Source organism: Microbulbifer sp. ALW1, from assembly GCF_009903625.1.
Classification (GTDB): Bacteria; Pseudomonadota; Gammaproteobacteria; order Pseudomonadales; family Cellvibrionaceae; genus Microbulbifer.
On record NZ_CP047569.1, the window covers coordinates 2,896,491 to 2,914,738 of the forward strand.

Consider the following 18,248-nt stretch of genomic DNA (forward strand, 5'->3'; position numbering starts at 1 on the left):
AGTGCAATATGTATTGGGCGCGCAAGGGAAAATTTCTGGCTCTATTCATGACGCTCTGCGCGGCGATTTCGGCCTGCGGCAATGGCGAGCTTGCTTCTGCAGAGCCGGAGAAGGTCAAACCCACCTATGACTGCAGTGTAAAACTCAACAGCTCCATTGAAGAACTGATCTGTAAAGATAGTGCGCTGGCCGCGCTGGATCAGAAAATGGCGGAGGTATTTAAGGCGGCGAGCCAGACGGAAAAGGCCGCACAAGACAAGTACTTCAAAGCGCGGCAGCGGGGCTGGATCAAAGGCCGCAATGAGTGCTGGAAAGAGCAGGACAAGCCGCTGTGTGTTGCCGGAAGCTACCAGCGACGCATGCTGGAATTGCAGATGCACTACGGCCTGGCATCAGTAACAGCGGAAACAACCTATCTGTGCGATGGGGCAGAGGTGACCGTCGCTTACTTTGATACTGACCCGCCCGCGGCCCTGGCCCGGTATCAAGATCAGGAATCGATCCTTACCATTTCCCGCACCGCCAGCGGCAGCAAATATGTCGGCCCCGGTATGAGTATCTGGGAGCACCAGGGTGAGGCCAAGGTGGTATGGGGCTATGGCACTACGGAAATGCACTGCAAGGTGCGCAGCTAATTTGATTTTCGCGCCAAAACAATGAATTGAGCGCAGCTTTCGGTGATGTTTCACGCGACTGGGCTAGTATCTCTGGGGCTGGGCGCGTTTCCTGTAGAGCAGTATTCGTTGATGGATGGGCCCGGCTGGTTCACTGAGACAGTCCGCTTGGCGAACCCGGTGAACAGCCTGCAACGAATAATGCATAACAGGGATGCTTTGCATGAGCGCGATATTACTGATGCTGCTGGGCCTCGGCGGCATGGCTGCCGGCTACTATTTTTACTCCCGCTATATCGCCGACCGTATCTACCGTTTTGATCCCGACTTCGTCACTCCGGCACACGAATTTGAAGATGGGGTGGATTATGTCCCCACCAACAAATTTGTGCTCTGGGGGCACCATTTCACATCCGTAGCCGGCGCTGCTCCCATTGTGGGGCCGGCGATCGCGGTTATCTGGGGCTGGCTGCCCGCATTTCTCTGGGTCGTATTCGGAACCGTTTTTTTTGCCGGAGTGCACGACAGCGGCGCCGTCTGGGCCAGCGTACGCAACCGCGCGCTCTCGGTGGGCTCTCTTACCGGTCACGTGGTGGGCAAGCGCGCTCGCAGTATTTTCATGATCGTTATTTTCCTGGTGCTGTTGATGGTGAATGCCGTCTTCGGTGTGGTGATTGCGGGCCTGCTGATCAAAAACCCCGGTTCCGTCGTGCCAATCTGGGGCGCCATTGCCGTGGCATTGGTAATCGGGCAACTGATTTATCGCTTTAAGTTCAATCTGGGGCTGGTCTCCCTGTTCGGGGTAATCGCGCTCTACGCGCTGATCTATGTCGGGCCGTCGGTGCCGGTGACCTTGCCGGAAACGGTCGCAGGCATCTCCGCCAGTGCTACCTGGATACTGATCCTGTTTGCCTACGCTGCCGTGGCCTCACTGCTGCCGGTTTGGGTATTGCTGCAACCGAGAGACTACATCAACGGCCTGCAACTGTTTGTGGGGTTGATGCTGCTGTATTCCGCGGTGCTGATTGCCAGCCCGGAAGTGGTCGCGCCCATGATCAATCACCAGGTGCCCGAAGGGGCGCCGCCGCTGTTACCGCTGTTATTTGTCACCATCGCCTGTGGGGCTATTTCTGGATTCCACGGTCTTGTCGCTTCTGGCACCACGTCGAAACAATTGAACCGGGAACCTGACGCCCGCTTTGTGGGGTATTTCGGTGCCGTAGGGGAGGGTGCGCTGGCTCTTGCGGCGATTATTGCGGCAACCGCGGGCTTCGCGTCTCTGGCGGATTGGCAGGTGGTGTATTCCGGATTTGGCCAGGGCGGTGTGCAGGCGTTTGTGGATGGCGGTGCGGCGATTCTGAATGCGGGTGTGGGAATAGACTCGGCAATTTCGGGCACCATGCTCACGGTGATGGCCGCTTTGTTTGCCGGTACCACCATGGATACTGGCCTGCGCCTGCAGCGCTACATCTTTCAGGAATTTGGTGAGATCTACAATCTGCGCTGGCTGGGCAAACCGCTGCCGGCCACGCTGATGGCGGTAAGCTCCTGCCTGTTATTGGCGTTTGGGGCCGGTGGTGCGGATGGATCTGGCGGGTTGTTGATCTGGCCGTTATTTGGCACCACTAACCAGCTGCTGGCTGGCCTCACCCTGCTGGTAATCACACTGATGCTGGTGCGTCTGAAGCGCCCTTACTGGGTCACCCTTATCCCGCTGGTTTTTCTGTTGTTGATGACCCTGGCAGCGTTGCTGATTCAGCTGAACGAGTTTTACCAGAAGAGCGACTGGTTCTTGTTCAGTCTTGATCTGGTGGTTCTGGTGGCCGCCATGCTGGTGGCACTGGAATGTGCGTCGGCGTTTCGAAGGCCGGCGACGCAAACGGTAAGAGAAGATGGGTAACTAAAACACAAGCGCACGCAGGGAATGCAGGAAGCGGATGATGGATACATCGGAAAAGCCCGGATTGCCCCGAAATCTCAAACTGGTTTTCCGCCGTATCGGCGAGCAGCTGGAAGCGTATTACAAGGCGCCGTACCGCGGCGCCATCGCTCGCGCCGAACGGGATGAAGAAGACCTGTTCATGCTGCTGGTGTACTGCGAGTCTCTGGGTATTCCCAATCCGGTCAGCTTTTACACCCTGGAGCTGCAGCCTTTGATGCTGGAGCGTTTTCACCAGTGGCATCAGCGTATGGGCATGGAGCGCTCGCCGCTGGATGAGCTGCGCTGCTGTTAGGGGGGGATTCCATGGCCGCTAACCTCAATCTAAGCCAGTTGTTGCAGCGCCGCCTGATATTGGTGGGTGGCAAAGGTGGCGTCGGCAAAACGACCCTGGCTGCAACCCTGGCCTTGCTTGCCGCCCGCCGCGGGCTAAACACCTTGTTGGTTTCCACCGACCCTGCGCACAACCTTGGCGATCTGTTCGAATGTCATTTTCGTGCGGGGATAGCGGATATCTCTGGTGAAGGGCTACCGCTGCGCGCGCTAGAGTTGAATCCGGAACTGGCCGTCGCGTCTTATCTCGAATTTATTCGCAAACAGATGCTGCCCCATGTGGCCTTGAGCCAGCGCCCGCATCTGGAGCGGCAGCTGCATCTTACCCGTCACTCTCCCGGGGCCGAAGAAGCGGCACTGCTCGATGAAATGACCCGGCTGATCCAGCAGCGGGAGCAGTACGATCTGACTATTTTCGATACGGCGCCCACCGGGCACACCTTACGCCTGCTCGCTTTGCCTCGACTGATGGCGGCCTGGACGGCAGGCCTGCTGGCTCAGAAAAAGCGCAGCGGGCGTTTCAAAGATCTCCTCAGTCATCTCCAATCCGGTGAAGATATCAATAATCCCTTTGCGGAAAGCCGTGGACAAAAGGCGTTCCCTGAGGTGCTCCCTGAGGCGCTCCCTGAGGTGCTCCCTGAGGTGTTAGCCCCGCTGCAAGAGCGGCAAAATCGCTTTCGCGAGGCCGGCGAGGCACTTAGGGACGCCCGCACAACCGGTTTTCTGTTTGTCATGACCCCGGAAATCTTGCCTCTGCAGGAGACCCGGCGGGCGGTCGCGACCTTGCAGGCAGAGCGTATTCCGGTAGCCGGCCTGATTTTGAACCGGCTGCTGCCGGCTGCGGCCGAGCAGGTGGAGTTCCTGCAAAGTATGTTTGGACAGCAGCAGGCTGTGCTGGACCAAGTCGAAAAGGATCTGGGTAACTTGCCACGCTGGCAGCTGCCAATGACGGGCGCGCCCCTGAAGGGGAGGGAGGGGTTGTCGCGTTTTGCGGATGATCTATTGGGTCAACAGGACCAGCAAAAACAATCCAGCAATCAAGGCTCTAAACAAAAACTGCCCGACAGCATCGCTGGCGGGCAGTAATTGGTATTGATCGATTAGCTCTGCTAATTCAGCGTAAATCAGCCCAGTGCACGGCGGCGGAAGATTGGCTGTGTCTGGTCTACCGCTGCCTGGTAGCTATCGGTAAAGTCCTGCATGGAGTCCAGCAGTCCTTCCAGCGGTTGGTCGCCCTGGTAAGCAAAGGCGTTAAAGCCACAGCGCTTGAGGTACGTCAGCTGGTCGCGGATAAAATTACCTACCGCACGCAACTCACCCTCAAATCCATAGCGCTGGCGCAACAGGCGGCCGGCGGTGAAAGCGCGGCCATCGGTAAAGGCGGGGAAGTGCGCCGCGATCAATGGCAGCTCGGAAGCCTGGTCACCGATCAGCTCCGCCGTTTCATCGCTGTCCAGCCAAACGCCGATTTCATTTTTGCGCTCGGCTAACTGTTCGCGCAGTGCCAGCCACACAGTCAGCGGCAGAATCACTTTGCCGGGGGCCAGATTCTCTGCGGTAATCTCGGTGTCACCGTCCAGTGGCAACAGGTTCCACCCATTGGCTACAACTTCGCCATCGATAATCAGGCGCTCGGGATTCTCCGGCAGCGCACCTACAGGCTTTTTCACGGAGGGGTTAGCTGGCTTTGGCATATACACGCTCCTTGAATGGCTGCAGCCCGATACGGTTGTAGGTGTCGATAAACAATTCTTCCGGCTGGCGGTTTTCGACGAATACATCGAGCAGTTTGCCGATGGTTTCCGGCATTTCCTCGCGGGAGAAGCTCGGGCCCAGTACCTTGCCGAGGCTTGCTTTCTCGCTGGCGCTACCGCCCAGCTGTACCTGATAAAACTCTTCGCCTTTCTTGTCGACGCCAAGAATGCCGATATGGCCGATGTGGTGGTGGCCACAGGCATTCATACAACCGGAAATGTTCAGGTCCAGGTCACCCAGGTCGTAGAGATAATCCAGGTCGTCGAATTTGCGCTGGATTGCTTCCGCCACCGGGATGGATTTCGCGTTCGCCAGAGAGCAATAGTCGCCACCCGGACAGCAGATCATGTCGGTGAGGGTGCCGATATTCGGTGTCGCAAAGCCGTTCTTGCGCGCCGCCTGCCACAGCTCGAACAGTCGTTCCTGCTCGACGTCGGCCAGAACAACGTTCTGTTCGTGCGTTACCCGCACCTCGCCGAAACTGAATTCATCGGCCAGGTCGGCAATGGCTTCCAGCTGACGGTCGGTTACGTCACCGGGTGGAATGCCGGTGGGCTTGGTGCTCAGGGTCACAGCCTGATAACCGGGAACCCGGTGCGGGAAAGTGTTGCGTTCCAGCCAGCGGGCAAAGGCCTTTTCCTGGCCCGCCTGATCACGCAGTACCGCTTCTGCATGACCACCATTGACGGTTTTGTACGCGTGCTCCGGGAAGAACCGCTTGGACCACTGGATGGCTTCCGGGGTCAGCTGGTCGGCGCCGTCTTTGATCTGTTCCCACTCGGCTTCCACGCGGCGGGCAAACTCTTCCGGGCCCAGCGCCTTCACCAGGATTTTGATGCGCGCTTTGAACTTGTTGTCGCGGCGGCCCAACTGGTTGTAAACACGCACAATGGCTTCCAGGTAGGAGAGCAGGTGCACTTCCGGCAGGAAGTCGCGGATGGCGACGCCGATGATCGGGGTGCGGCCCAGGCCGCCGCCCACAAAGATCTGGAATCCGGTTTCGCCCTGATCGTTCTTGACGATCTGCACGCCGATATCGTGCGCGCGGATGGCTGCGCGGTCCTGTTCAGTGCCGCAGACGGCGATTTTGAATTTGCGCGGCAGGAAGGCGAATTCGGGGTGGAAGGTGGACCACTGGCGAATCAGTTCGCAGTAGGGGCGCGGGTCCACCAGCTCGTCCCGGGCAACGCCGGCAAACTGGTCGGTGGTGGTATTTCGGATGCAGTTACCGCTGGTCTGTACCGCGTGCATTTCCACTTCGGCCAGCTCGGCGAGGATATCCGGCACATCTTCCAGATTTGGCCAGTTCAGCTGTACGTTCTGGCGGGTAGTGAAGTGGGCGTAACCCTTGTCGTATTTGCGGGTGATATGGGCCAGACGGCGCACCTGAGTGCTGTTCAGCAGGCCGTAGGGCACGGCAATTCGCAGCATGGGAGCAAGACGCTGAACATAAAGGCCGTTTTGCAGGCGCAGGGGCAGAAATTCTTCTTCGCTCAGTTCACCGGCGAGATAGCGTTCGGTCTGTCCGCGAAACTGGGCCACCCGTTCCCGGATCAGCTTGTGGTCCTGTTCATCGTATTGATACATAAGAGCTTGATTCCATTGCTTTTTTACGCCGACTCTCAGGGCGCAACCGGCGCCCGACAGGCGCTCTTGAGGCTATCAGCCACCGTGAGATGGCGCATAACATACCAGTCGCCTTATACGAAAAATAACAATATTTTTCGCTAACTTAGTAACCTTCGGTTATAAGCCTTGGGTAATACCCTGCGCGGATCAAAAACCGCGCTATTGCAGGCCCAACGGGGATTTGATCTACTTGGAAAGTCGCATTCTTGCGGCACTGCTACCTTTAAAAACAATAATGAGTTCTTAACTGACGGAGTATTCCGATGAGTGATGAAGCAGTAAGAGAAGTAGTAGTTGTATCCGACGATAGCGATAACCTGGTAGATGCCCTTGCGGCAGTGGCACTGGTGGCCATTTTCGTCGCTACCTGTATATTCTGGGTCGCTTCACAAGGCTGAGGCCTCGATTGCGGGCCCGCTGACCGCTAGCCCGTAGCTTGAGATAGGTCGCTATCCCGGAACCTCGTGGTTCCGGGCAGTTTTTGCCTTTGCCATTCCCTGGGACTTTTAGTGTTCCATTATTGGGCCACTATTGCTCGATTATTGCCCCATGTTGCCGAGTACCGTCTTCACGACCAGCACCAGTGTGATCACAAAGAGTGCGGTGAAGATAAGCCCGGCGGCGATATAGGTCTTGATACTCCCGCCCTTGAAATCCCTTTCCCGATTTTTGTTGGTCTGAACGCCGATCGCCGCGGCCAGGGTGCTGAGCACTACCTGGCCGAAAGAGGGTTTCTGATCCTTGTTGTCTTCACTCATACCATCTTCCTGCGGTTTCGCCTTCCGTTCGCCGCTGGCGCGGCTTCAGGGCACAGCGGTCAGTCTTCGAGGTTCGGTCGCAACCAGCGCTCCAGTTGCTGTTCGGTCATGCCTTTGCGCTCGGCCAGGCTTGCCAGCTGGTCACGCCCGATCTTGCCCACATTGAAATACTTGGATTCCGGGTGGGCAAAGTACCATCCGCTAACCGCGGCCGCTGGCATCATCGCAAAGCTGGAGGTCAGCTCCATACCCGCATTTTGTTCCGCATTCAGCAGCTTGAACAGGGTGGCCTTCTCCGTGTGATCCGGGCAGGCGGGGTAGCCGGGGGCCGGGCGGATGCCAGAGTAGGCTTCCTTGATCAGGTCTTCGTTGCTGAGGGTTTCGTCGGCCTGGTAGCCCCAGTACTGCCTGCGCACTTCCCGGTGCAGGTATTCCGCAAAGGATTCCGCCAGGCGGTCGGCGAGGGCCTTCACCATGATTGCACTGTAGTCATCGTGCTTGGCTTCATACTCTGCGGCCAGTTCGTCGGCACCGATGCCCGTGGTTACGGCAAAGCCGCCCACATAGTCCGCTACACCGGATCCGACCGGAGCTACAAAGTCCGCAAGGGAGCGACAGTAGCCGTCGCCACCGCGCTTCTGAATTTGCTGGCGCATCTGGTGCAGGCGGGCGACTTCCTCGCTGCGGCTTTCGTCGCTGTAAACGATGATGTCGTCACCGTCCGAGTTGGCCGGCCACAGGCCGAACACGGCGCGGGCCTTGAGGCGCTTGTTGTCGATCAGGTCCGCCAGCATGGTCTGGGCATTTTTGAACAGGTCGGTAGCCGCTTCACCCACGACTTCGTCGTTGAGAATGGCTGGATATTTGCCCGCCAGGTCCCAGGAGATGAAGAAGGGTGTCCAGTCGATGGTGTCGACCAGTTTCTCCAGCGGGAAATCGTCCAGCACGGTGAGGCCTGGGTTGTTCGGCACCTTTGGCGTGAAGTTGGCCCAATCGAATTGCGGGCCGGCCTTCAGTGCTTCTTCATAGGTCAGGCGCGGGTCGTTGCGCTTGCGGTTCTTGGTGCGCTCGCGCACTTTTTCGTACTCGTCCCGAATACTCTGGACAAATTCCGGGCGCAGCTCGTCAGACAGCAATTTACTGGCGACACCGACCGCTCGGGAGGCATCTGCGACATACACCGTCTGGTTGCGATTGAATTGCGGATCGATTTTCACCGCAGTATGCGCCTTGGAGGTGGTAGCGCCGCCAATCAGCAGGGGGATATCAAAGCCCTGGCGTTCCATTTCCGCAGCCACATGGACCATTTCATCCAGGGACGGGGTGATTAGGCCGGAAAGGCCGATGATGTCGCACTTCTCGTCTTTTGCGGTTTGCAGGATGGTTTCCGCGGGCACCATCACGCCGAGATCGATCACCTCAAAGTTGTTACAGGCCAGCACCACGCCCACGATGTTTTTGCCGATATCGTGTACATCACCTTTTACGGTCGCCATCAGAATGCGGCCGTTGGGCTTGCTCTCTTCGGTCTTCTCTGCCTCGATATAAGGCTGCAGGTAGGCCACCGCCTGTTTCATTACGCGCGCGGATTTCACCACCTGGGGCAGGAACATTTTGCCCTCGCCAAACAGATCGCCGACGATATTCATACCGTCCATCAGTGGGCCTTCGATTACGTCCAGTGGGCGCGCAGCAGCCTGGCGGGCGAGCTCGGTATCTTCCTCAATAAAGTTGTTGACCCCTTTTACCAGCGAGTGCGCCAGTCGCTCGTTGATTGGCAGTTGGCGCCAGGCGAGGTCTTCCTTGCGCTCGGCGGTGGCACCGTCGCCGCGGTATTTTTCTGCAATATCCAGCAGCGCTTCGGTGGCGTCGTCGTTGTGATTGAGAATGACGTCCTCGACCTTTTCCCGCAGTTCATCTGGCAGGTCGTCGTACACCGCCAGCTGGCCGGCGTTGACGATGCCCATGTTCAGGCCCGCCTTGATGGCGTAGTACAGGAATACGGAGTGAATGGCCTCGCGCACCGGGTTGTTGCCGCGGAAGGAGAAAGACACATTGGAAACGCCGCCGGACACGCTGGCGCCCGGCAGGTTTTCGCGGATCCACTGGGTGGCCTGGATAAAGTCCACTGCGTAGTTGTTGTGCTCTTCAATACCGGTGGCGACCGCAAAGATGTTCGGGTCGAAAATGATATCGCAGGGATTGAAGCCGACTTTGTCCACCAGCACATCGTAACTGCGTTTACAGATTTCGATCTTGCGCTCGAAGGTGTCGGCCTGGCCGTCTTCATCGAATGCCATCACCACCACCGCGGCGCCGTAGCGCAGGCAGGATTTGGCCTTGGCGATAAAGTCTTCTTCACCTTCTTTCAGGCTGATGGAGTTGACGATGGGTTTGCCCTGGATGCACTGCAGGCCCGCTTCGATCACTTCCCATTTGGAGGAGTCCACCATAAACGGCACTTTGGAAATGTCCGGTTCGGTAGCGCAAAGATTCAGGAAACGGCGCATGGCGGCAACGGAATCCAGCATCGCCTCGTCCATGTTGAAGTCGATTACCTGGGCACCGTCTTCCACCTGGGCGGCGGCAACCTGTAGCGCGGTGTCGTAATCCTCTTCCATGATCAGGCGCTTGAAGCGCGCAGAGCCGGTAACGTTACAGCGCTCGCCCACGTTTACGAACAGCGCGTTTTCATCCACCACGTAGGGCTCGAGGCCGGACAGGCGCAGGGCGGGTTTCAGCTTGGGCAGTTTGCGCGGGGCTACATCCGCGACCGCATCGGCAATCGCGCGGATGTGTTCCGGGGTAGTACCGCAGCAGCCACCGAGAATGTTGATAAAGCCACTGCGCGCAAACTCGGCGACGATGGCCGCGGTTTCTTCCGGCGTTTCGTCGTACTCGCCGAATTCGTTCGGCAGGCCGGCATTGGGGTGGGCAGAAACGTGCTCGGCACAGACGCCGGATAGGGCCTCTACATAGGGGCGCAACTCGGTGGCGCCGAGGGCACAGTTCAGGCCCACGGAAAGCGGCTTGGCGTGACCCACGGAATAGTAGAAGGCTTCGGTAGTCTGGCCGGACAGGGTACGGCCCGAGGCATCGGTAATGGTGCCGGAAATCATGATTGGCAGCTCAAAACCGCGCTGATCAAACACCTCTTTGAGCGCGTAAATGGCCGCCTTGGCATTCAGGGTATCGAAGATGGTTTCGATCAGGATGATGTCCGAGCCACCGTCGATCAGTGCGTTGGTGGACTCGATATAGTTCTCCACCAGCGCATCAAAGGTGACGTTGCGCGCACCCGGGTCATTCACATCGGGCGAGATACTGGCGGTGCGGGAGGTCGGGCCCAGTACCCCTGCAACAAAGCGCGGCTTGTCCGGGGTGGACAGGGCATCTGCAGCGCGGCGGGCCACTTCGGCAGCCACACGGTTCAACTCCGGCACCAAGTCTTCCATGTCGTAATCGGACTGGGATAGGCGGGTGGCATTGAAGGTGTTGGTCTCGATGATATCGGCACCGGCCTCGAGATAGTCCCGGTGGATACGCTCGATCAGGTCCGGCTGGGTCAGGACCAGCAGGTCGTTGTTGCCCTTGATATCGGACGGGTAGTCGGCAAAGCGTTCACCGCGGTAGTCCGCTTCCTCAAGCTTCTCGCGCTGGATCATGGTGCCCATGGCGCCATCCAGGATCAGGATGCGCTCCGCGAGGGCGTTGTGAAGCTGCTTGATACGTTGGTCACGGGACTGCTGAGACCGGGCGTCCGACATGGTCATTTCCTTAAACCGGGGATCGAAAAAGGCGGCAATCTTAGCATAAAGCGGCGCCGTATCCGGTTCTCCGCGGACTTATACAGACTGTCTGCGCATAACGATGTAACCAAATGTTCTACGGCGGTTGCCGGGGAGGGAGCGGGGAGAGCGAGGGTAGAGCGGGATACCGTAATTTCCGGGTAACCAACGAGCCCGTCACAGCCTACAGTTGGGGGATATCGGTATGGCTTGCGAGGAGGCCCTGTGAAAATTCTGATGGTGTTGACGTCTCACGACCAGCTCGGGAATACCGGCAAGAAAACCGGTTTCTGGCTGGAGGAATTTGCCGCGCCTTACTACGTGTTCGTGGACGCCGGCGCGGAGTTGACCCTCGCTTCGCCCAAAGGCGGCCAGCCCCCGCTGGACCCGAAAAGTGACGCGGATGATGCCCAGACGCCCGCCACCCGGCGCTTCCGGACTGACCCGGTAGCCCAGGAGGCCCTTGCAAACACCAAGAATCTGGACGATGTGGATACCGATTGGTTCGACGCCGTCTTTTATCCGGGCGGACACGGTCCTTTGTGGGATTTGGCGGAAGACCAGCGTTCCATCGCCATCATTCAGGGGTTCTACAGGGCCAACAAACCGGTTGGCGCCGTCTGTCACGCGCCGGCGGTGTTCCGGCACACTGTCGACGAGAGTGGGGAGCCGCTGGTCAGTGGCAAGCGGGTAACGGGGTTCAGCAACAGCGAAGAGGATGGGGTGGGTCTGACCGACGTGGTGCCTTTCCTGGTCGAGGACATGCTGAAAGAGCGGGGCGCGGAATACTCCAAGGGCGACGATTGGCAGAGTCACATCTGTACCGATGGGCTACTGATTACCGGCCAGAATCCGGCTTCTTCAGAGGCGACCGCCAGGGCGCTGCTGGGTGCCGTCGGCTGACCCGCTGTACCGCTTGATTTCGGGTACGGTTTATCTTGGCTGCAGTTGCGCGTAAAATACCCGACCGCTGAGCTTGGTTATTGAGCTTGGCGTCACCTGTAGGTCGAAGCTAGAAGCTCGGTTATTTGAGAAGGTTTATGTCAGAACAGCTGTCCGAATTGAACGTCACCATTACCGAATCCGCCCAGGAATACCTGCGTGACCTGCTGGCGAAGCAGGACTGCGAAGGCATTGCCATTCGCATGTTCGTGTCTAACCCCGGTACGCCCAATGCAGAGACCTGCATTGCCTACAGTCGCCCGGGTGAAGAGAAAGAGGGCGATCTGGAAATGCAGCTGGATGGCTTCAAAGCGTACTTTGAAGGCCGCAGCGTGCCATACCTGGACGAAGCGCGGGTCGACTACTCCTCAGACAAAATGGGTGGCCAGCTTACCATCCGCGCGCCCAACTCCCGTATGCCCAAGGTCACCGACGATAGCCCCATCGAAGATCGTATCAACTACGTCCTGTACAGCGACGTAAACCCGGGGCTCGCCTCCCACGGTGGTCAGGTGAGCCTGGAAAAGGTGACTGAAGATATGTACGCCGTACTGAAATTCGGTGGCGGCTGCCAGGGCTGTGGCATGGTGGATATGACCCTGAAAGAGGGCGTAGAGAAAACCCTGCTGGAAAAAATCCCGGAGCTGGCCGGCGTGAAAGACATTACCGACCACTCGGATAAGTCTCAGGCGTACTACTGAGTTCCAGAGTAATCGGATTAAATTTTTTCAAAAAACCGCGGCTTGGCCGCGGTTTTTTTTGCACTGAATTTATGACTTCAAGTTTGAATCAACAAAAATCGCCGGTACTTCGCCAGCTCGCGGTCACTGATAAACCCGCACGTAATCCACATACATACGTTGTGGGAATACACTGCTGCCGTCCGGGCTGCCGGGCCAGCTTCCGCCCACGGCTACATTCAGCAAGATGAAGAAAGGGTGATCGAAAGCCCAGGGGCCATACTGTTCAACTTGAGCGCGGGAGGCATTGTAGAAGTTGTTTCCGTTGACGAACCAGCTGATACCGTTGCTGTTCCATTCGACCGCGTAAACGTGATAACCGGCATCGACGTTCTGTCCTACATTGTAGGTACCCATGATTGGCGTATTGCCCGAGTATCCCGGCCCGTGCAGTGCACCGTGGGTGAGGGTGGGCTCGTAGCCGACGTGTTCCATGATGTCGATCTCGCCCGAATTCGGCCAGGGGGTTCCGGTGCGAATATTGCCACCCAGCATCCAGAACGCCGGCCAGATGCCCTGGGTTTGCGGAAGCTTGATACGCGCTTCGATACGACCGTACTGGAACTCTTTCTTCCCAGCAGAAATCATCCGGGTTGAAGTGTACTGGCAGGCACCGTACCAGCAGTTGTACCCGCCTTCTCTGCGTGCCTCGATCACCAGTACATTACTGCCCGCTTGCGCATCGTACTGAACGGATGCGTTCTGGCCGGCAGTGTAGTACTGCAATTCGCTATTACCCCAGCCACCGCCGCCAGTTTCGAAGGTCCAGTTTGCAGAGTTGATCGAGTCAAACTCATCTCCCCACACTAGGCCGTTATTTGCCGCGGGGCTCACCACAACAGAAGTGACATTGTCATTAAAGCCCTCGTTGTTGAGGCAGCCATCGTCTGCGCTGACGGTTACCGAATTACCGGTGAAATTGTCGTGCTCATAGAGCGTGGCCTGATAGCCGGAGGCAACACGGATGGAGGAGGCATCGTCGTTGATGAAACCGAGTGCCTGCAGGCTGGCGAGAGTGTAGCTGCCGACGCCCAACTTTGTTGACCAACCGCCAAAGTTGCAGTGTTGGTACACGGTGGCTACGCCATTGCCGGGGTTGTCAGCGACGACTTCGATCCAGTTTAGGTTCCAGTCACCAGTGGCCGCATAGACTCCCAGGCTGTAGGTGCCCTCGTCGATGTGCACCCGATGGGAAATCGTTTGCCAGTTTTGCCAGCCACCGGTATTTGGAACCGTCAGGTTGCCGAGAACAATCGAGCCGCCGTTCAAATCATTGGAAAGGGTACCTCCGGTCGCGCTGGCGACGCGAAAGCGAATGATGTAGTCACCGCTCGCTGGAATATTGAGGTTGTTGTAGGCGAGCCATTCGCCGGCGGCTACCCAGCCGACATTGTGGCCACCGCCGGAATCCGTAGTGACTTCAATATCCACATCATCGGCGCGGTAAGCGCCCCCGGTGTTGCCGGGTGTCGTGTCGTAAAAGGCGTTGTAATCCTCAGCCTGAAAGATGGTTGCCTGGGCCTGGCCATACAGGAGGGCTGCCGATATGCCCGTGGCCAGCACGCAGATTTTTTTTAAGTGCGCAAGGTGTTTCGAGATTCTCATGTTCGCCTTCTCATTGTTGTTTTGAGTGTGTTCTGTGCAAATTGCTGAATTGCGCAGGCCCCGAAAATATCCGGGGAAAATGGCGTGAAGGCGTCCCAGATCTTTCTGATTTTGAAAGTGGCACGGGGAATTGCAGAAGATTGGCGCGGGCTTTTCCCTAATAATGACATCGCTGTCTTTGCAGCAGTCGCGCAACTTTTCAATCGAACTCAGTCAGGAGCGAATTTCAATTTGGCACAGGTGTAACAGTTGGTCTGAAAGGGCTCACAGCTGGGACGCTGGTCCCAGCTGTGAGTGGGGGGAGAGAGGGCTAGCGTGCGTCCATGCGTTTTTTCGTTTTGCTCGTTGCCTGTGCGGTAGTGGGGTCATCCGGCCAGAAATGTTTCTGGTATTTGATGCGCAGCTCTTTCTTTACTTCCTGATACGTATTCTTCCAGAAACTCGCCAGGTCACGGGTAACCTGAACCGGCCGTTGCGCGGGGGACAGGAGGTGGATCATGAGCGGAAAGCGGCCATTCATAATCGCGGGAGTCTCTGGTAGCCCGAACATTTCCTGCAGGCGCACCGCGAGAACCGGTGGGGTTTCTGCATATTGAATGGCAATTCGCGAACCGCTGGGAACCTGGATATGTGAGGGTGCAAGCTGATCCAGGCGTTGCTGGGTCGTCCAGTCCAATTGCGTGAGCAGAATATTTTTCAGGTCGAGCTGCTTGAGCTGATCCAGTTTGTTGAAGCCATTCAGGTGTGGGAGTAGCCAATGTTCCAGGGAGGCCAGTAACTTGTCTTCGCTCCAATCGGGGACCTCGATGTCCTGCAGCAAGTCTGGAAACGGTTCTTTCTGTGACTGCAGAAAACGCACACGCGCTAGCAAGCTTTCCGACTCTTTATCCCAGGGCAGGACGCGCAAGCCCTGCTGGCGGATGGCGTCCAGCAGTGCCCGGCTGAGCAGCTCGGGGGAAATGTCAGTTGCCGCCTTTTCTTCCAGCACCAGCTTGCCGAGTGTTGACTGTACGCTGGCAACCGCGCGCCCGGCGGATTCGTCCCAGCGCACTGACGCTTCGGTGCGGATGTCGTCTTCAAAATATTCGTACAGCGCGTCTTTACCGATTCGTGCGGCCAACTGGACACGGGCATCGCGTCCCTGTCCATCGAGATCGGCAATTACCAGGTAATCGGACAGCGCCAATTCATCATCGTGTGAAAAGTGGGCACCACGGCCATTGGCAAGAAGGAAGCGGCGTTCGCGGTCGTGCCGATTTTTGGCAATGCGATCCGGATAGGCGAATCCGAGCAGAATTCCGGTGACCTCCGTTTGATCTGGCCGGATTTGACGGGGGCTTTCTTGTTGTGCGCGGACATTGGCATTATCCAGTTGTGTTTGCCAGGCTTTCGCCTGTTGGCGAATGCGCTGAATCGCCCCGCGATCTGCATTGTGGTTTTTCACGGTGCCGCTCAGTACTTCCATGCGCTTGTGGATGTCTCTATCCCAGCGTTGTTCACCGCGAAAAATATCGCGCTCAGAAAGCAGGGCAGCGAGCAGGCAACTCCAGTCCTCAAGGCCGAGATCGACACTGCGCAGCATCATATGTGCCAGGCGCGGGTGGGTGCCCAGTGCGAGCATGGCCTGGCCGTGGTTGGTAATACGAAGCTGATCGTCCAATGCGCCCAACTCCTGAAGCAACTCCTGGGCTTGGGCGGTCGGCCCGGGTGGCGGCAGGTCGAGCCAATTCAGTTCTCCGACCTCGCTTACGCCCCACTGGGCCAGCTCCAGCATCACCGGTGCCAGATCACTGAGCAGAATTTCAGGGGTATTCTTTGCCGGCAGCTGTCGCTGGCGGGACTCGCTCCAGAGCCGCAGGCACACGCCTTCACTCAGGCGGCCGGCGCGGCCGGTACGTTGGGTGGCGGAAGCCTGGGAAATACTGGTTGTCACCAGTCGATTCATTCCGGTATTTGGATCAAAGCGGGATTCCCGCATCAGGCCGGAGTCGACGACCATGCGAATGCCTTCGATGGTCAGGCTGGTTTCTGCCACATTGGTCGCAAGTACTATCTTGCGCTGGCCGCCCGGTGACGGCGCTATGGCGGCGTCCTGCTGCTGTTTGCTCAAATCACCGTAGAGCGGAGCGATCAACGTATCCGAGCGATTCCCCAGCGCTTCCAGCAACAGTCTTTCGACCTTGCGAATTTCACCCACACCGGGAAGGAAGGCCAGCAGGCTGCCATCTTCCCGTTCCATCAGCTCCCCGATTTTCCGACTCATCAACTGCGGGATCTGACGTGGGTCGTCCGGTACCTGCTGGTGCGGCAGGTAGTCAATTTCAACAGGGAAAGCGCGGCCCTCGCTGGTAACAACCGGTGCCTCGCCGAGAAGCCCGGCGACCGCGTGGGTGTCGAGTGTGGCGGACATCACCAGCAGCTTCAGGTCTTCGCGAAAGAGTTCTTGGGACTGGAGGCAGAGCGCCAGGGAAAGGTCACCTTGCAGGCTGCGCTCGTGGAACTCATCAAAGATGACCAGGGCAGTGTCGGACAACTCCGGGTCTGCCTGCAGCAGACGCGTCAGTATCCCCTCGGTGACGACGATAATTCGGGTCTGCTTGCCAACTTTGCGGTCACCGCGAATCTGGTAACCGACAGTGGCGCCCAAGGGTTCGCCCAGTAGTTCGGCCATACGTGCAGCAGCCGAGCGCGCGGCAAGGCGACGGGGTTCCAGCATGATGATGTTGCGCTCCCCGAGCCAGTTGCTATGGAGCAGGGCGAGGGGGACGGCGGTGGTCTTGCCGGCGCCGGGCGGGGCCTGAAGCACCACATTGGAGTTGGCATCGAGCGTGTGGCGTAACTGGGGAAGAATCCCGGAAATTGGTAGTTCTGACATGGGGCGGGAGTATACGGGATCGTATAGTTTGCACCACAGCGGTCAATTGCAGTCTCTCGCTGCCAACTATCATCCTTTAAGGCGGCGGTGCCTTTTGTCGATATTCGGCAATGATTTCATCGACGGTCTGAAATTGTGGCGGCTTGGCGCAGGCGCGGCCATAGCTGCCGCTGCCACTGGTCGGCAGTGCGGTGGTGTCACCGTTAGCGAATACGGTCACTACAAACCCCTGCCAATCAACACTGGTCTGGCAGTGCTCCTCACCATTCTGAGTGCTGCGATCCTGTATCTCTGTGTGGATTGAAGGACCGTCGATCAAGTTCAGCGTCATGTGACAAAGTGTGGTGGACTCTTTCTGCTCCGGTATTTCGAGGGTGGCCGGGTCCACGAGCCGCCAGTTTTTTCGATTGCTACAAAATACATGCAGGTCTGTATCCAGTGCGCCCAGTTGGTCCGGGTCTTGTTGGGGGGACACCTTCAGCGCGGCTGCGACTGCCCGCTTGAATATTTGTTCTTGATCGACGGCATATAGGGATTGCTCCGCCTCCACGGTCGCCGATGTAGTGATTAGAGTCGCGAGCAAGGCCAGGGTTGACGTGCGGCGCCTTGGATTCAAAGAGCATGTCATGGTGATGCCTCGTGTAGTTGGCCTGTGGACCCGAATTCCTGCTCCAGCGCCAGTTCGTGTTCGGCGATCAGTTCGCTCAGGTCGGTAAACAAGCCCTTATCGCTACAGAGTGCAGTCTCGCTCTCTCTGAGCGTAATGTCGTGGCGATCGGTATCGATGTGTCCATCTTCGAAGAACCGGATTTTCACGGCTTTGTATTCGGCGGTTCTTTCACAGAGGCCGCCTTCACGGGCAATCACACTTTCCGTTGCTGTTTTTTTCAGAATCAAGCGAACATCCGCCTGGCAGGGGGAAGCGGCAAATGGTTCTTTCAGACACTGAGTGGCGGCTTCCTCGGCGCGATAGCGCTTGCCGTCGGCGTTGCAGGAAAAGCGCACCGCGTCGTGTTCCACCACAAAGTCGTCTTTGGTGAGATCCGGGTACTTCTCCAGTGTTTCCTGCAGCGCCGCGCGGAGAATGGCGGGCGTGTCGATAAAGAATACCGGTGAGGCCTTCAGCACCGGTGCAAAGGCAATTAAGCAGACAAGCGGCAACTCGAGGGTTAGGTGTCTGGTGGCAGTCTTCGATTTGAGCACAGCAGCTCCTTCTTCTATAGCCCTCTGGATCCCGGACAAGCGCCGGACAAGGAGAAAGATAGCAATG

15 protein-coding genes are annotated in these 18,248 nt (G+C 57.8%); 7 read left to right on the forward strand and 8 right to left on the reverse strand.

What is annotated here, in order from left to right:
• Positions 1-8 precede the first annotated feature (8 nt).
• The 4 genes from GRX76_RS12030 to GRX76_RS12045 all read left to right on the forward strand — a co-directional run bounded on the left by GRX76_RS12030 (position 9) and on the right by GRX76_RS12045 (position 3,972).
• On the forward strand, positions 9-635 hold the full coding sequence (locus GRX76_RS12030; RefSeq protein WP_160153538.1) for an MliC family protein: 627 nt from the start codon (positions 9-11) through the stop codon (positions 633-635).
• 202 nt (positions 636-837) lie between these two features.
• Entirely contained in the window at positions 838-2,514 is a 1,677-nt protein-coding gene (locus GRX76_RS12035; protein ID WP_160153539.1) for a carbon starvation protein A, read from the forward strand.
• 37 nt (positions 2,515-2,551) lie between these two features.
• Positions 2,552-2,848 carry a cory-CC-star protein gene (locus tag GRX76_RS12040; protein WP_236250342.1) on the forward strand — a complete coding sequence of 99 codons (297 nt, stop codon included), beginning with the start codon at positions 2,552-2,554 and terminating at the stop codon, positions 2,846-2,848.
• An 11-nt stretch (positions 2,849-2,859) separates the two neighbouring features.
• Positions 2,860-3,972 (forward strand): ArsA family ATPase, encoded by a 1,113-nt coding sequence (locus GRX76_RS12045; protein WP_160153540.1) that lies wholly within the window; start codon positions 2,860-2,862, stop codon positions 3,970-3,972.
• Positions 3,973-4,010: 38 nt separating this feature from the next.
• On the opposite strand, the gene GRX76_RS12050 is transcribed toward GRX76_RS12045, so the two are convergent.
• A complete protein-coding gene (locus GRX76_RS12050; protein ID WP_160153541.1) occupies positions 4,011-4,580 on the reverse strand; it encodes a DUF934 domain-containing protein in 570 nt (189 codons plus the stop codon).
• A complete protein-coding gene (locus tag GRX76_RS12055; protein WP_160153542.1) occupies positions 4,564-6,228 on the reverse strand; it encodes a nitrite/sulfite reductase in 1,665 nt (554 codons plus the stop codon). The genes GRX76_RS12050 and GRX76_RS12055 overlap by 17 nt, the downstream gene beginning before the upstream one ends.
• 305 nt (positions 6,229-6,533) lie before the next feature.
• Between GRX76_RS12055 and GRX76_RS19400 the strand changes: the two genes are divergently transcribed.
• Positions 6,534-6,668, forward strand: a complete 135-nt coding sequence (locus tag GRX76_RS19400) for a hypothetical protein (RefSeq protein WP_255461803.1) — start codon at positions 6,534-6,536, stop codon at positions 6,666-6,668.
• Positions 6,669-6,809: 141 nt separating this feature from the next.
• Here the strand turns inward: GRX76_RS19400 and GRX76_RS12060 are convergent, their stop codons facing one another.
• Positions 6,810-7,028, reverse strand: coding sequence for a DUF2970 domain-containing protein (locus GRX76_RS12060; RefSeq protein WP_160153543.1), 219 nt, complete (start codon positions 7,026-7,028; stop codon positions 6,810-6,812).
• Between the two features lie 59 nt (positions 7,029-7,087).
• Positions 7,088-10,795: a methionine synthase gene (metH, locus tag GRX76_RS12065; RefSeq protein WP_160153544.1), complete on the reverse strand. Its 3,708-nt coding sequence runs from the start codon at positions 10,793-10,795 to the stop codon at positions 7,088-7,090.
• 246 nt (positions 10,796-11,041) lie between these two features.
• Between metH and GRX76_RS12070 the strand changes: the two genes are divergently transcribed.
• Both GRX76_RS12070 and nfuA read left to right on the forward strand, forming a co-directional pair.
• Positions 11,042-11,719, forward strand: coding sequence for a type 1 glutamine amidotransferase domain-containing protein (locus GRX76_RS12070; protein ID WP_160153545.1), 678 nt, complete (start codon positions 11,042-11,044; stop codon positions 11,717-11,719).
• 137 nt (positions 11,720-11,856) lie between these two features.
• Positions 11,857-12,459, forward strand: a complete 603-nt coding sequence (gene nfuA / locus GRX76_RS12075; RefSeq protein ID WP_160153546.1) for a Fe-S biogenesis protein NfuA — start codon at positions 11,857-11,859, stop codon at positions 12,457-12,459.
• A 123-nt stretch (positions 12,460-12,582) separates the two neighbouring features.
• Here nfuA and GRX76_RS12080 read toward each other — a convergent pair whose 3' ends face one another.
• From GRX76_RS12080 to GRX76_RS12100, 4 genes are all read right to left on the reverse strand, one after another.
• The gene (locus tag GRX76_RS12080) at positions 12,583-14,103 is read right to left on the reverse strand and encodes a family 16 glycosylhydrolase (protein ID WP_160153547.1); all 1,521 of its coding nucleotides are present in this window, start codon (positions 14,101-14,103) and stop codon (positions 12,583-12,585) included.
• Between the two features lie 310 nt (positions 14,104-14,413).
• Positions 14,414-16,978 carry an ATP-dependent helicase HrpB gene (hrpB, locus tag GRX76_RS12090; RefSeq protein ID WP_160153549.1) on the reverse strand — a complete coding sequence of 855 codons (2,565 nt, stop codon included), beginning with the start codon at positions 16,976-16,978 and terminating at the stop codon, positions 14,414-14,416.
• Positions 16,979-17,054: 76 nt separating this feature from the next.
• The gene (locus tag GRX76_RS12095) at positions 17,055-17,453 is read right to left on the reverse strand and encodes a hypothetical protein (protein WP_160153550.1); all 399 of its coding nucleotides are present in this window, start codon (positions 17,451-17,453) and stop codon (positions 17,055-17,057) included.
• Between the two features lie 149 nt (positions 17,454-17,602).
• Positions 17,603-18,181, reverse strand: coding sequence for a hypothetical protein (locus tag GRX76_RS12100; RefSeq protein ID WP_160153551.1), 579 nt, complete (start codon positions 18,179-18,181; stop codon positions 17,603-17,605).
• Positions 18,182-18,248: the final 67 nt, after the last annotated feature.